The sequence below is a fragment of the Enterobacter sp. A103 genome (assembly GCF_034427535.1).
GTDB classification, from domain to species: Bacteria; Pseudomonadota; Gammaproteobacteria; order Enterobacterales; family Enterobacteriaceae; genus Enterobacter; species Enterobacter asburiae_B.
This window is the reverse complement of the sequence record NZ_JAXQPQ010000003.1, coordinates 321,063-334,725: the sequence shown is the minus strand read 5'-3', so window position 1 is coordinate 334,725 and position 13,663 is coordinate 321,063. Positions and strand designations below refer to the sequence as shown.

The 13,663-nt window shown below is 47.9% G+C and carries 12 protein-coding genes; 7 read left to right on the top strand and 5 right to left on the bottom strand.

Features of this window, described 5'->3' with window-relative positions:
• Nucleotides 1-9: 9 nt before the first annotated feature.
• The 3 genes from SPH27_RS11955 (at nt 10) to SPH27_RS11945 (ending at nt 5,416) form a co-directional block, all read left to right on the top strand.
• Nucleotides 10-2,343 carry a primase-helicase zinc-binding domain-containing protein gene (locus SPH27_RS11955; RefSeq protein WP_059385959.1) on the top strand — a complete coding sequence of 778 codons (2,334 nt, stop codon included), beginning with the start codon at nt 10-12 and terminating at the stop codon, nt 2,341-2,343.
• Between the two features lie 976 nt (nt 2,344-3,319).
• Nucleotides 3,320-4,231, top strand: coding sequence for a serine/threonine protein kinase (locus SPH27_RS11950; RefSeq protein ID WP_182071994.1), 912 nt, complete (start codon nt 3,320-3,322; stop codon nt 4,229-4,231).
• Nucleotides 4,232-4,234: 3 nt separating this feature from the next.
• Complete coding sequence (locus SPH27_RS11945; RefSeq protein ID WP_182071996.1) at nt 4,235-5,416, top strand: hypothetical protein; 1,182 nt, start codon at nt 4,235-4,237, stop codon at nt 5,414-5,416.
• Here the strand turns inward: SPH27_RS11945 and SPH27_RS11940 are convergent.
• Nucleotides 5,405-6,118: a hypothetical protein gene (locus SPH27_RS11940; protein ID WP_182071998.1), complete on the bottom strand. Its 714-nt coding sequence runs from the start codon at nt 6,116-6,118 to the stop codon at nt 5,405-5,407. The two genes, SPH27_RS11945 and SPH27_RS11940, sit on opposite strands and share 12 nt — an antisense overlap.
• 103 nt (nt 6,119-6,221) lie before the next feature.
• On the opposite strand from SPH27_RS11940, the gene SPH27_RS11935 reads away from it, so the two are divergent.
• Nucleotides 6,222-6,980: a metallophosphoesterase gene (locus SPH27_RS11935; RefSeq protein WP_182072000.1), complete on the top strand. Its 759-nt coding sequence runs from the start codon at nt 6,222-6,224 to the stop codon at nt 6,978-6,980.
• Between the two features lie 86 nt (nt 6,981-7,066).
• Here the strand turns inward: SPH27_RS11935 and SPH27_RS11930 are convergent, their stop codons facing one another.
• The gene (locus tag SPH27_RS11930; protein WP_182072002.1) at nt 7,067-7,936 is read right to left on the bottom strand and encodes a phosphorothioated DNA-binding restriction endonuclease; all 870 of its coding nucleotides are present in this window, start codon (nt 7,934-7,936) and stop codon (nt 7,067-7,069) included.
• A gap of 300 nt (nt 7,937-8,236) precedes the next feature.
• Here SPH27_RS11930 and SPH27_RS11925 point away from each other — a divergent pair, with 300 nt between their 5' ends.
• The gene (locus SPH27_RS11925) at nt 8,237-8,704 is read left to right on the top strand and encodes a SymE family type I addiction module toxin (RefSeq protein WP_182072004.1); all 468 of its coding nucleotides are present in this window, start codon (nt 8,237-8,239) and stop codon (nt 8,702-8,704) included.
• Between the two features lie 58 nt (nt 8,705-8,762).
• On the opposite strand, the gene SPH27_RS11920 is transcribed toward SPH27_RS11925, so the two are convergent.
• Both SPH27_RS11920 and trpS read right to left on the bottom strand, forming a co-directional pair.
• Nucleotides 8,763-9,131 (bottom strand): hypothetical protein, encoded by a 369-nt coding sequence (locus tag SPH27_RS11920; protein ID WP_182072006.1) that lies wholly within the window; start codon nt 9,129-9,131, stop codon nt 8,763-8,765.
• A 589-nt stretch (nt 9,132-9,720) separates the two neighbouring features.
• Nucleotides 9,721-10,722, bottom strand: a complete 1,002-nt coding sequence (gene trpS, locus SPH27_RS11915; RefSeq protein WP_182072008.1) for a tryptophan--tRNA ligase — start codon at nt 10,720-10,722, stop codon at nt 9,721-9,723.
• A gap of 199 nt (nt 10,723-10,921) precedes the next feature.
• Here trpS and fosA point away from each other — a divergent pair, with 199 nt between their 5' ends.
• Nucleotides 10,922-11,347: a FosA/FosA2 family fosfomycin resistance glutathione transferase gene (gene fosA / locus SPH27_RS11910; RefSeq protein WP_094935531.1), complete on the top strand. Its 426-nt coding sequence runs from the start codon at nt 10,922-10,924 to the stop codon at nt 11,345-11,347.
• Here the strand turns inward: fosA and SPH27_RS11905 are convergent.
• The gene (locus tag SPH27_RS11905) at nt 11,333-12,340 is read right to left on the bottom strand and encodes a LacI family DNA-binding transcriptional regulator (RefSeq protein WP_048980656.1); all 1,008 of its coding nucleotides are present in this window, start codon (nt 12,338-12,340) and stop codon (nt 11,333-11,335) included. The two genes, fosA and SPH27_RS11905, sit on opposite strands and share 15 nt — an antisense overlap.
• 185 nt (nt 12,341-12,525) lie before the next feature.
• Here SPH27_RS11905 and SPH27_RS11900 point away from each other — a divergent pair, with 185 nt between their 5' ends.
• A complete protein-coding gene (locus tag SPH27_RS11900) occupies nt 12,526-13,614 on the top strand; it encodes a cellulase family glycosylhydrolase (protein ID WP_048980654.1) in 1,089 nt (362 codons plus the stop codon).
• Nucleotides 13,615-13,663 lie beyond the last annotated feature (49 nt).

The window sequence follows — 13,663 nt, the reverse complement described above, 5'->3', positions numbered from 1 at the left end:
GGCCGCACAATGTCAGGAATGAAAGTTAGCCAGGCTGAGAAAGCAGCTCGAGGTCACTGGTCAAGTATCTTACCCGCACTGGGCGTAAACGTATTGAAAAATCGTCATCAGCCTTGTCCGGTATGCGCCGGGAAAGACCGCTTTCGATTTGATGACCAGGAAGGACGGGGAACGTGGTTCTGTAACAAGTGCGGGGCAGGTGATGGTTTGGCGCTTGTGAGTAAAGTACTGGATGTAGGCGTTAGTGAAGCGGCAGACAGAATAAACGGCATTACCGGAAATCTGCCACCGGTATCTCAGGAAAGGCTTGAATCCGGTTCTCTTGATAATAAGACCGGGAAACAAACTGCAGCAGCGCTGGCTGCCCGTTTGTTTGAGAAATCTCGTCAGACCACTGGCAATGCCTATCTGACGGGCAAAGGGTTTTCTGCACTGCCTTGCCGGGAATTAACCGCCGTGCATAAAGTCGGTGGTGTGACATTCCGTATGGGAGATCTTATCGTTCCACTGTATGCAGATGGGGATCTGGTAAATTTGCAGTTAATCAAGGCTGATGGCGGCAAATGCTTCCTTAAAGGCGGTCAGGTTAAGAATGCCTTTTACCTTGTTGAAGGTACTGCCAAATCAGCTAAACGGCTCTGGATAGCGGAAGGATATGCCACTGCACTTACTCTCAACCATCTGACTGGCGATGCTGTCATGGTGGCCTTTTCATCCGTCAATTTCCTTTCCCTGGCGAGCGTTGCCTGCAGTCAGTACCCAACGCACCAGATAATTATTGCTGCTGACCGCGATCTCAACGGTGCGGGGCAAACAAGGGGCGTAGCTGCTGCCAAGGCCTGCAATTGCACAATGGCGCTCCCACCTGTGTTTGGTGACTGGAATGATGCATTCACGCAGAATGGCGAAGAAGCCACCCGGCAGGCAATTTATGAGGCCATAAAACCAGCCGTTGCCAGCCCGTTCGACACAATGAGCGAAGCTGAATTTAGCGCGCTGAGCGTCAGTGAAAAAGCGCAGAGGGTAGTGGATCACTATAAAAATGCACTGGCAGTAGACCCGAATGGGCAGCTCCTTTCACGCTATGAGGCGGGGGCCTGGAAAGTTATCTCTTACGCCGATTTTGCCCGTGATGTGGCTGCGCTGTTTCAGCGCCTTGGCGCACCTTTTTCATCCGGGAAAATTGCCTCTATCGTGGAAACCCTCAAACTGATTGTTCCGCAACAGCAGAATCCAGCGCGGCAGCTGATCGGGTTTCGCAACGGTGTGCTCGATACCCGGACAGGATTGTTCAGCCTGCACGATAAGAAGCACTGGTTACGTACGCTGTGCGAGGTGGATTACACGCAGCCTGTAGACGGCGAGGCACTGGAAACTCATGCCCCGGCATTCTGGCGCTGGCTGGATCGCGCCGCAGGTTTCAAACCAGAAAAGCGGGACATTATCCTGGCGGCACTGTTTATGGTGCTGGCTAACCGTTATGACTGGCAGCTGTTTCTGGAGGTCACTGGCCCTGGCGGAAGCGGAAAGAGTATTCTGGCTGAAATAGCAACAATGCTGGCAGGTGAGGATAATGCTACCTCTGCAACCATTGAAATGCTTGAGTCACCACGAGAACGAGCCGCATTAATTGGTTTTTCACTGATTCGACTTCCCGACCAGGAAAAGTGGAGCGGTGACGGGGCCGGCCTAAAAGCCATCACTGGCGGCGATGCGGTATCCGTTGATCCCAAATACCAGAACGCCTATTCAACCCACATTCCTGCAGTTATTCTGGCTGTGAACAATAACCCGATGCGTTTCACTGATCGTAGTGGTGGAGTTTCACGCCGAAGGGTGATCCTGCATTTTCCCGACCAGATAGCCCCGGAGGAACGCGATACCCAGCTCAAAGAGAAAATTGCCAGCGAGCTGGCGGTGATTGTTCGCCAGCTTATGCAACGTTTCAGCGACCCAATGAGTGCCAGGACATTACTTCAGTCGCAGCAGAACTCCGATGAAGCGCTCACCATCAAGCGTGATGCTGATTCAGCGTTTGATTTTTGCGGATACCTTGAAGTCTTACCTGACACCACGGGAATGTTTATGGGGAACGCTAACATTGTCCCACGTCAGCCTCGTACATACCTTTACCATGCCTATCTGGTCTACATGGAAGCCAACGGCTATAAAAATACGCTCAGTCTGACCATGTTTGGCAAGGGGCTGCCGTTAATGCTGAAAGAGTATGGGCTGCAGTACGAGAAGCGGCGGACCAATCAGGGAATGCAGACCAATCTGGCACTCAGAGAGGAAAGCAATGCTGACTGGCTACCTAAGTGCGATGGCCCAGCAACCAATTAACGTATAACTGACCCGGCATACGCCGGGTTTTTTCTTTTCAATGAATGTAGAGTTTACTGTTCACTCTACACCATATTGTTAACTTCTATTTTATTGATATTAAAGTTAATTATGTCGCAGTGAACAGTGTGCACGCTTTTCTAAAGAAAAAGTAATTTTGGGTGTTGAGGACTTTTGGTTTGGATCCGTTGCACGGAACCTAACCGGGGATATTAAAATTGTGCTTTGATTACAAATGGCTAAAAACTCGTCTTTTTTACCGATGGGAAGAAAAAAAGTGGGGGCACAAATGGGGGCATAAATCTGTTTTTATATTGAAAAATATTTATTTAACAATGACTTGTGTCTATATTTGAGTCCGGCCTTCGCACCATTAGTTCTTCTATAACCATCCGCAAAAGTCCGATAAACGCTTCAAAAACAACAACCTTTTGATATGTCTGTTCTGTTCACATGCCATGTTGTTTTCCAGAACATGCAAAGGGTGATTAATGTATGTTCGACTCGTTAATAAAATTGACTCATTCTTATACCTTCCTCTATTGCAACTTCGCACAAGCAAGGCGCTGTTAAGCTGAACTCTATTTCATCGATACCAACTTCAAATATTTTTCAGCTAAAAACTAACACATCAGAGTTTGGATACGATTCATGTTGTCGGCGTGGCTGGTTGTTGTTGAAAATGTTAGCTATTCTGTACCAAACGGACATTGAATTCAGTAATGATGCACTTTGATGGTATAACGCATGATAGTTTTGTCTTTAGGCTTAACCCTCAACACCAATACTGGCAGCCAGATTTACATCAATAGCACTCTTGGAAAAATGCAGTAGACCTAATGAAAATCTGTTTGTAGAGTCGTTATCTCGCTTACATTTTTTATGGTTATTTCTTGGAATATTCGTTCTACGGTGATAGTGTCAGATGTGATAGTGCAAGGCATATGTTTAAACATATACAGTAAGGAATATTGTAATGCTTGCAGATACCTCTGAACTCCGTGAGTTCATAAAAAATATTTACCCAAGTTTTGCCTTACATAGCACAGCAAAAGCATCAGGACAGCGAGTTGTTTACTTTGGACGATTTACCTCACATCAAAGTATTGAACCCCATAATTGTGACTCATGGGGTGAGGTTGTTGTGAAAATTAGTGAGGCGACATCTAGATCTTCTATTTCATATTTGCAAAAAGAAATTGAAATTCTAAAATCATTAAAGACAGATTGTTTTCCAAAGTTATTTTTCGATGAGGTAATAACGACTCATCCAATAACTGAGGAACCATTAAATCCAGTGAGAATTATTAGTATAGAGGAGAAAATAGATTCGCAGAATTTAACTGAGATTATCAAGGATTATAATACTGAGAAGAAAGTTATTCTGTTCTTGATAGAAATGATTAATGCAATGAAGTTGCTATGGGGGCATGCTCAATCTCTTGTTCATAGAGATCTAAAACCGGATAATATTTTAGTAAAAAAAGATGGTCGTTTGGTCATAATTGATTTAGGTATTCTTAGGCAGGAAGGGGTGAAAGGAGTGACCAATAGCTTTAATGTGATTGGGCCATGTACACCATGTTATGCAAGTCCTGAACAAGCTACTAATGACAAGAAGAATATATCATTTAAAACTGATATGTTTTCTCTTGGTATTATTTGTTATGAAATGTTAAGTGGTGCGAACCCATTTCTTGGTGATGAGGGTGAACACTATTTTGATGATGTTTTAGAACGCGTCTGTACATATGACCCTCCATCGCTTGAGACACATGGAGTGTCTAGTGCATTTTCAAGAGTTATCGCAAAAATGATGAGTAAAGAACCATTTAAAAGATATCGTACAGTTGGAATTCTCTTACAAGACTTGGAGGCTTTGGTATAACTTATGGCTATAAAATTATTACATCAAATGGGGCATAATTCTATATGGAATAAAGATTCATTTGAAAAAGATGGTGTTGGTGTTGGGCTTTGTTACAGCCCTGTACATGAAATTGCAAAGAATATAAATTCAACAAAAAGACAGCTAAAAGAAACCTCAATTTTTGATCCTCAATTTTACCTCCCTAGTTCTCAGAAAAAGAAATTTCAGTCGTATGATTTTTTCCCAAATACTATTCTTGGCGAAAAAGGATTTAATACAATTGATTTTACTGCTATTTCAAGTGAATCAGCAAAGCGTTGTGTGGATTTCCAGATTAAGAATAATTTTGAAAAAATTGTCATACCCGCCAGATTTTACGAACAAATACATCCAAAATATATTGAGCAGCAAAGTGAAAGTTTTGTAGTTCCGTTTATCAATTATATAAAAAAAATAGGTATTGGAGCCAGAAAGAAAATAGTTCTTACTGTCCCAATAACCTCAGGAATGTTGAATGTTGAAGAGTATAAGATTAATATCTTAAACTGGATAACAAGTTTCCCCGAAATTTCAGGGGTGTATTTTATTTGTCAGCATGAAAGAACGTCAAAGCAAATTTCAGATGCTAATTTCTTGCTGGATTATATGGATACGATAAAATCTACGTTGGACGCTGATCTTGAAGTTATTGTGGGCTATACTAACACTGAATCAATTTTATATACATTATGTGGAGATTTATATTTAACAGTCGGTGCATTCGAAAACACAAGGATTTTTTCCTTAGATAAATTTATTGTTTCGGATGAAGATAGAAGGGGACCAAAACCAAGAATTTATATGCCTGCTCTGTTGAATTGGATTAACTTTGAAGAAGCAAAGCTACTTAGAAAACAGAGTCCACAGTTGTGGAGTAAAATTTATACACCAACTAAATATTCTGAAGATGCTTTTAACGCGACAACGACTATAACTTTCCAAAATCCATTGTTATATAAACATTATTTTTTGATGTTCTCCGACCAGATAGATAATATTTCTCAATATCAAGGGGTTAAGCGAGTAGGTTATGTGGCATCAATGGTTGAGCAAGCAATTGAAAACTATACAAGCATTAAGAAGGTATTCACCCTTGAGAAAAATGGTAGTGATGAACACCTTATTCCATGGAGAAATACAATAAAAATGTTCTCAAATAGATGATAAAGAGAGGAATTTTTTTGCTAGTAAGGAATTGGCTTTCCAAAAAGCCAATTCTGATTTATGGCATTCTGGTTTCGGTGAAAACACTTCCTCATAAATTCCATTAACAGAAACGGTTGCTAATCCAATATTGAGTTTTTTGAATTCATCAATATTTAATTTGGCAGCATTTGCTCTATATTGATCTAGAACAACCCACGACTCGTTCGAAAATATTCGGTACCTGCTAGCTTGCCATAAAGCTTTCTTCCAATCACGTAGCTTAGCTTCAATTGCTATGATGGAGGAACAAAGTGGTTTTGGTTGTCTTATTTTTAAATAATTACCATTTTCTGTCTTAATACAGTATCCGGCTTCGATAAATTTATTCAATGCTTTCTTGGCTGAGCTTTCAGATGTGCCAGAAAGGGATACTAAGTATTCTTTAGAAAAGGTTTTTTTGAAAGGTAGTGCTCTAAGTGTATAAGCCCAATCTGCTGGGATTTTACCAAGGTCCAGTAAGCGATCGTCTTTATTAGTTTTGAAAACAACCAAATCAGCAATACCAAAACCACAATCGAACTCATGCTCTAAGTTGATACTTTTACTATCTTCTTTAACTAAAGATGAAAAAATATTAACCAGAGCATGCTCTGACACAAATGGCTCTTGCGCAACATTGATTTTTTTGGTGTATCTATTTGTTTTTATTATGTTTTTCATGGCCTTTGACTATCTGTTTGCATATGCATCTAATATAGTATAGTGTGATTCTTTTTAAGAATCTATCAATTATTTTATTTATTAAGTCGGTAAGCAGGATCGTATGAGTAATTATTACGGAATAGATAACCATAAAATATTTCAGATGAATAATAAAGGTAGGGATTTTTTTGTTGGTGATTTGCATGGTTGTTTAAAGATTTTATTGAGAGCTTTAAAGAAAATTGAATTTAATTTTGAAACTGATCGTTTATTTTGTACAGGGGATACTATTGACAGGGGAGAAGAATCTTCTGATTGTTTGAGATTATCTGAGAATGGGTGGTTTTTTTCAGTGTTAGGTAACCATGAAGCAATGCTCCTTGATGCAATGGATAATTTATATAAAAAGGAGATCTGGTATCGGAATGGAGGTCAGTGGTGGAATGAGATAAACAATTCAGAAAGATTTTTTCTTCAGGATGTTGTATTAAAGAATTTTTGTATATCTATGACAGTAAAAACTATTATAGGAGATGTTGGCATTATCCATTCAGGTTACCCTTTTAACGAATGGCCTTTGCGGAATGATGAGGAATTAATTAAAAGCGACCTTAAAAATATACTTTGGGATAGGGAGATACTCAAGGAATCTCAAGCTGTAATTACTCCGGGTGTTTCATTGATAATATCAGGGCATACACCTCAACAGACTCCGGTTTTACTAGGTAATCATTTATTTATTGATACAGGATGTGGCCATCTTGTGAATGAGAATATTCACAATCCTAGATTAACATTATGTGAAATAATGTCTTCTACAAGTATTATTTTTCATGAGGTAGACTTGAGAAGTTATAGTGTTAAGAATTTTTCTATATAGTTGATACGAAAGTCTAGAGGACAGTAAGACGCTGTTTTAAATTTAAATATATTTTTTAAGGTATTTTACGAGCTAAATAATCAAAACTAAGTTCTGAATACCTCCCTCCGATGCCACTCCACAAACCCCTCCCTTGGATAATTCCCTTTCACCATCGGCAAAGCAATCTGCTTACCAGCAAAATCCCAGAACAACCGCCCAACAATCCCATTCCCATTCACCGCCTCTGATACCAGCACCCGCATATTCTCATCCAGCCCAATCGATCCCTTATCAAACGCCTTATGATGAATCGCACACAGCGCTAGTCCGTTCGGGATCTCACACGGTCCGCCAAACTGCTTCCACTTGATATGCGCGGCTTCAAGTCCAACAGAGGCGTTATCATGCCGCATATTGAATCCGCAAATTGCGCACTCGTAGTTATACGCACGCAATACCTGCTGGCGGAACAGCGGATCGCGAACCTTACGGTACTGCTGGATATCAAAGCCCATTTCATCCGCGATCTCTTCCTGAATGCTTTCAGGAAAGTGCGCTTCAAGGATCTGCTGCGCTAGCGAGCCGATCAGATTTTTGTTCTTATTCAGCAGCGCAAAGTGTTCTTCATCAAACCCGCCTGCGACATTATGTTCTACAAGTTCTTTAACAGGCGGTTGTTTACTGCCAGTGGTTGAGCAGAACTCAGTATTCTGAAGATCCCAGAACCCATCCCCCTTAAGCCGCCAGAAGGGCATGTTCGGGTAATGTGTCTTCCGTTGCGGTCCAAAGCGTTCTAACAGGCTAAGCAACTGCTCGTGTACCTCGGTTCCATAATCAAACAGTCGTGCATGCCCCTGCTGATAGTTCGCCAGCACGTACAGAAGCAATAAAGGCTTATGCGGCGCACGCTGTTCGCCTTTGCGCCAGATAGTGATGTCGGCAATTGCCTGTTCGAGAGTTTTGCTGGAAGCCATCGCGTTACGGAAGAAGGTAAATAATTGCGATGATGCTCGCAAAACTCAGACCAATCAACCCACAATCAACAAAAACATGACCTTAACGCACCCAACCCTATTTCCTGAATCCCCCTCGCAAATTCCAAATTTACCCCACGCCAAACCGCTGTATTTATATTCAGTCCTGTATAATGAGCATCAGAAATTACGCCGAACGGCAAAAGAAGTATCACAGAGAATTTAACGAGGAATTCGCGATATGAAGGTGCTGCAACACCCCCATACCGCTAACCACAAACAACTATGAAGGAGTTGAAAATGGCTGCGACGAATTTTAAGCCAGAGTTTACTGTTTGCAAAACAGAATCAGACGCTTTCAGCGGCATGATTGAAAACCGCGAGCTGGTACGCAAAAACAGCGCCCGCCGTCTTCACGGCAACCCGCCCAACGCGGCGCCCGTCCATCCCCGCGCCGAAACGCCGCAGGACAGTGCCGCCTGCTGCGAACTCTATGCGCGCATAGACATGAAATACCTTCTCCTGGGCGGCGAGTGGTTAACCCGCGCGGGCTTTATCAACGGTATGCCCGTCAAAATCCGCGCCATGAAAGACTGCATCGTGATTACACCACAGCATACAAGAGAATTATGGGGATGCCTGGAAGGGATGAGCGTGGTGAATATAAATAAGCAGAAAGTCGCGCAGTGGTTGAAGACCTTCCCGGGTGCGCTGAATGATACGGGTGATGTTCCGGTGATTAAGCGTGGCAGCGGGCAGGCTGTTTAAACTTCAAACCAGTATGCACGGGCATGTGAGCGCATGCTCGCACTACGCTAAAAGTCGCTCAATCATGATTTATTTGTTCTCTAACAGCCTTAACCAGTACAGCATGAAGCTCGCCAACGGTTAAATCGCGTATCACAGGTTCCGGAATGCCCCGTAGCCTGCGAATCAAGCGGCAGATACCGAAGTAATCTATGCCCTCGGTGCTAAAAAGAAACTCGTTTTCAGCGAGGGAAAAAGTTTTCTCATAGCCATCTTCAGTGACAAGCGTAACGTCAAACGCTGCCTCGCAGTCTTCAATCAGGGCATCGCCATCCATGCCGCATATATCAAGGTCGGCTTCGATTAGGGTGTTCTCATCAATGCGCTTGCGAAGATGTCCAGAGGACTGACGTACAACCTCAATGACCTGCGAAAGAGTGGGGTACATTATGTTGGATTCCGTGGGTGAAGAAATGACGTAGGCATTGATTAATAGACCGAGTTAACGCCTGGGACTTATTATTGAAGGTACAAAGAAAATCAAAATAATCCACACAAACATCCCAATGATTTTTAGCGGCCAGGGTTCGAATACATCAAGGCACACAATTGTGCCTATAATTAATAGTGGTCCTCCCAATACTTCCAGTATTCCTTCTAAGATAGATAACTTATGAGGCAATACACGATTCAGTAAAACACAAGTAAGATGTGTGCCTCCTAAAATAATGATTATAGCTAGAGTGCATTCTCTCCAGTTATCAGTGACACCTACGCAAATGAGGCATAGCACAATCACAAAAACGCAAAGTAACGTATTCAGCATGGAAATAATAAACTTACTCATATCATTTTCCGCCGCGTATTAAAGATATAAAGAAATCATGAATATATCATTCTTAAAAGAATGATAAACGGCATTGGCTAATAATGGATTTAATTATTTGTTGAGACTCGTTTATTTCCGTAATCATCGAGTTAGCGGCTTCATGCCTATCCCACACACTCCGCCGCCCAACCTCAATCAACTCACCTCATCAAAACACCGGCACCCCCAGCCCAACCTTCACCTCCCTCAACGTCGCCTGCGTCACCCCCTGCGCCCGTTCGGTCCCGCGCTTCAGCATCGCCATCAGCTCACCTTTATCCTGCATGTACATCGCCCTCCGTTCCCGCATCGGCGCAATCAGCTCCTGCAAACACCCCTCCAGCTCGTTCTTGCAAACCCGGTCGCCCAGCCCGCCCGCCTGATAGTGCGCCTTCATCGTCGCCACTTTCTCCTTGTCCGGATGAAACGCGTCGAGATACGTAAACACCACGTTCCCCTCAATCTGCCCCGGGTCGCTCACCTTCAGGTGGTTCGGGTCGGTGTACATGGCGCTGACCGCGCGATGAATGGTCTCTTCGCTGGCCGAAAGGTGCAGCGTGTTGCCCAGCGATTTCGACATCTTGGCGCTGCCGTCGATGCCGGGCAGGCGGCTGGTGTCGCTCAGCATCGCCTTGCAGTGGCGCAGCACCGGGGCAGGCAGCAGGCTGTTCATCTTGTGCACAATCTCGTTGGTCTGCTCAATCATCGGCAGCTGGTCGTCGCCGACGGGCACGCACTCGGCCTTAAACGCGGTGATGTCCGCCGCCTGGCTGATGGGGTAGGCCATAAACCCGACCGGCAGCGAGCGGGCGAAGCCCTTCTGCGCAATCTCGTTTTTCACCGTCGGGTTACGCTCCACGCGGGCGACGGTGACGATGTTCATATACAGCATCGTCAGCTCGGCGAGGGCGGGCAGGGCGGACTGCAGGCAGATCGTGGTCAGGTTTGGGTCGATGCCGGCGGCGAGGTAGTCGGCCAGTACTTCGGGAATGTTGTCGCGAATTTTTTGCGGGTTGCTGCCGTTGTCGGTCAGCCCCTGCAGGTCGGCAATCAGCACAAACTGGCTGTGCGTCTGCTGGAGCGCCACGCGCTGGCGCAGCGATCCGACGAAGTGGCCGAGGTGCAGCGGGCCGGTTGGGCGATCGCCGGTGAGGATGGTTGGTGCGTTCATAAAGACTCCTTAATATGCAGTTGCCGAAAGGGGTCTTAGAAATGTGAAAGCCGCCTTTCGGCGGCTATCTGAAAATGGGGAAAACTACTCCGTGCCGCCTTTAAGAAGGCAGCCACCAGCGGTTTACGGTGAGCACGGCGTGGTTTATGTTCATTTCTTTACCGTACCACGTCCGGCGCGAAAAACAAAAGGGCACGTCATGCTGCAATCTCTCAACCATCTGACCCTCGCGGTCAGCGACCTGCAAAAAAGCGTCACCTTCTGGCACGAGCTGCTGGGGCTTGCGCTGCACGCCCGCTGGAATACCGGGGCCTATCTCACCTGCGGCGATCTGTGGGTCTGCCTGTCGTACGACGAGGCGCGCGAGTACGTGCCGCCGCAGGAGAGCGACTACACCCACTACGCGTTTACCGTGGCGGAAGAAGATTTTGAACCGCTCTCGCAAAGGCTTGAGCAGGCGGGCGTCACCGTCTGGAAGCAGAACAAAAGCGAGGGGGCGTCGTTCTATTTTCTCGACCCGGACGGGCACAAGCTGGAGCTGCACGTGGGCAGCCTCGCCGCGCGGCTGGCGGCGTGTCGCGAGAAGCCCTATGCGGGTATGGTGTTTACCTCAGACGAGGCTTGAGGCGCGCACCTTCAGCCTGCCCGCCAGCGTCACGTGCGTGGCGGCATCTTCCTGATTGCACAGGTACTCCACCGCCAGCCGCCCCAGCTCGCTGTAGGGCAACTGGATGCTGGTCAGCGGCGGGGTGAGCTGCTCGGAGATCTTCTGGTCGTCGTAGCCCGCCAGCAGCATGTCCTGCGGAATGCGCACGCCGTTCACCGCCAGCGCTTGGTAGCAGCCAATCGCCAGCCAGTCGCTGGCGCAGAAAATGGCGTCCGGGCGCTCGGCCAGTTCCAGCAGAGAGGTCGTCGCGGTAAAGGACTCGCTGAACTGCCAGTTGGTCTGGCGCACCAGGCCGTCGTCGCACGCGAGTCCGGCTTGCTGCAGCGCCGCCTGGTAGCCCGCCAGACGCTGGCGGGAGGCCTCCATCCAGATCTCGCCGGTGATGTGGGCGATGCGTGTGGCCCCGCAGGCGATGAGGTGTTTAGTCACCTGGAAGGCATTGGCGTAGTCGTCCGGGATAAACGACGGCAGCAGCGGCGAGCCGGGGTCGCGCTGGTTGAGCAGCACCAGCGGGATGCGGGTGCAGTCCTGGAACGCCGTCATGTCCACCAGCGTGGTGACCGGTGAGGCGAGAATAATCCCGATGCAGTTGCGCTTCTCCAGCTGGCGGATGATGTTCAGCGCCAGCTCGATGTCGTCGCCGTAGTCGTAGACGGTGAGCAGGGTCTCGTTGCGCCACGCGGCTTCCCGCGCCTGGCTGATGGCGTCGATAAACGGGTCGAAGCTCTGCATAGAGCTGACCAGCAGGGCGATCTCTTCCTGGTTGCGCGGGGCGTGAACGGCGGGGAGGCGGTCGTAGCCGAGCTCGGTAGCGACGCCAATGACCCGCTGGCGGGTGTCGTCGCTGAGCTTGATGTTGCGTGACTGGTTAAGCACCAGCGATACCGTCGCCTGCGACACGCCCGCCGCCCGCGCAATATCGTTCATCGTCACTTTCGTTTTTCGCTTCATCCGTCCTCTCCCTTTCGCGACTTCGCATCATACCCTAACCGCACGCTTTAGCGCCGTCGATCACGTTTCTCATTCATCGAAGCGTGAACTTTGTGAGGGGCATCGCTTTTCTAAACGCCGTGATTTGCGCATTTGTCCTGCAGCTAATATTTATTAGCTAAATATTATCAGTAAGAGGACGCGTAATGAAAGAGCAGTGGAGCAGGGAGCAGGCACAGTCGTGGTATGAGCAAAAAGGCTGGCTGTGCGGGTTTAACTATCTGCCGTCGACGGCGGTGAACTGGACCGATATCTGGCAGGAAGAGACCTTTGATGCCGAAACCATCGAGCGCGAGCTGGGCTGGGCGGCGGACGCGGGCTACAACACCCTGCGCATCAACCTGCCGTTTATCGTCTGGGAGCATGACCGCGACGGGCTGATGGCGCGCATCGACCGGTTTTTGACGATTGCCGACGGTCGCGGCTTCAGCACCATGCTGACCCTGATGGACGACTGCGGCTTCTCCGGCGACGAGCCGTACCTCGGCCCGCAAAAGCCGCCCGTGCCGGGCAAGCACAACAGCCAGGCGGCGGCGAGCCCGGGGCGCGACAAGGTGTGCGATCCCGACTGCTGGGCAGACATTGAACGCTATATCCGCGACGTTGTCCGCCAGTTCCGCGACGACAGGCGCGTCCTGCTGTGGGATCTGTATAACGAGCCGGGCAACCGCGGCATTTTTGCGACCGGCACGCAGGAGGTGCAGTACGACGCGAAGCTGGAGACCTGCGCGCACGAATTGATGAAGCTGGCTTTCCAGTGGGTGCGTGAAGAAGATCCGACCCAGCCGCTCACCGTCTGCGCGTGGCGTCTGCCGCCGGAGGAGGAGGGCGAGACGTTCTTCCAGCATCCGCTGGACCAGACCGCGCTGGCGCTCTCGGACGTGGTGAGCTTCCACGCCTACACCCACACGGGGCGGATGACGGCGATTATCCAGCAGCTGCAAAAGCTCGGTCGCCCGCTGTTCTGCACCGAATGGCTGGCGCGCCACGTGGGCAGCACCATCGAAGAGCAGCTCCCGCTGATGTACGCGGCGAAGGTCGCGCCGTACCAGTGGGGGCTGGTGCGCGGCAAAACGCAGACGTGGCTGCCGTGGCCGGTGGTGATGAAGGAGTCCACGGACTACTGCCGCCTCTGGTTCCACGACGTGTTCGAGGAGAACGGCATTCCGTTCTCGCGCCGTGAAATCGCATTAATGCAGCAGCTGCGCAAGATCGCCCCGAAAGTTCAGGGCTAATAATATCGACCCGGCGGACCACCGCCGGGCAACCAGGCAGGCATATAAC

What these genes read in the sequence shown, in the direction of transcription:
- SPH27_RS11905 (WP_048980656.1), bottom strand. Translation starts at nt 12,340, where the DNA reads ATGAAGCGAAAAACGAAAGTGACGATGAACGATATTGCGCGGGCGGCG.
- SPH27_RS11955 (WP_059385959.1), top strand. Translation starts at nt 10, where the DNA reads ATGTCAGGAATGAAAGTTAGCCAGGCTGAGAAAGCAGCTCGAGGTCAC.
- SPH27_RS11945 (WP_182071996.1), top strand. Translation starts at nt 4,235, where the DNA reads ATGGCTATAAAATTATTACATCAAATGGGGCATAATTCTATATGGAAT.
- trpS (WP_182072008.1), bottom strand. Translation starts at nt 10,722, where the DNA reads ATGAACGCACCAACCATCCTCACCGGCGATCGCCCAACCGGCCCGCTG.
- SPH27_RS11940 (WP_182071998.1), bottom strand. Translation starts at nt 6,118, where the DNA reads ATGAAAAACATAATAAAAACAAATAGATACACCAAAAAAATCAATGTT.
- SPH27_RS11925 (WP_182072004.1), top strand. Translation starts at nt 8,237, where the DNA reads ATGGCTGCGACGAATTTTAAGCCAGAGTTTACTGTTTGCAAAACAGAA.
- SPH27_RS11950 (WP_182071994.1), top strand. Translation starts at nt 3,320, where the DNA reads ATGCTTGCAGATACCTCTGAACTCCGTGAGTTCATAAAAAATATTTAC.
- fosA (WP_094935531.1), top strand. Translation starts at nt 10,922, where the DNA reads ATGCTGCAATCTCTCAACCATCTGACCCTCGCGGTCAGCGACCTGCAA.
- SPH27_RS11935 (WP_182072000.1), top strand. Translation starts at nt 6,222, where the DNA reads ATGAGTAATTATTACGGAATAGATAACCATAAAATATTTCAGATGAAT.
- SPH27_RS11900 (WP_048980654.1), top strand. Translation starts at nt 12,526, where the DNA reads ATGAAAGAGCAGTGGAGCAGGGAGCAGGCACAGTCGTGGTATGAGCAA.
- SPH27_RS11920 (WP_182072006.1), bottom strand. Translation starts at nt 9,131, where the DNA reads ATGTACCCCACTCTTTCGCAGGTCATTGAGGTTGTACGTCAGTCCTCT.
- SPH27_RS11930 (WP_182072002.1), bottom strand. Translation starts at nt 7,936, where the DNA reads ATGGCTTCCAGCAAAACTCTCGAACAGGCAATTGCCGACATCACTATC.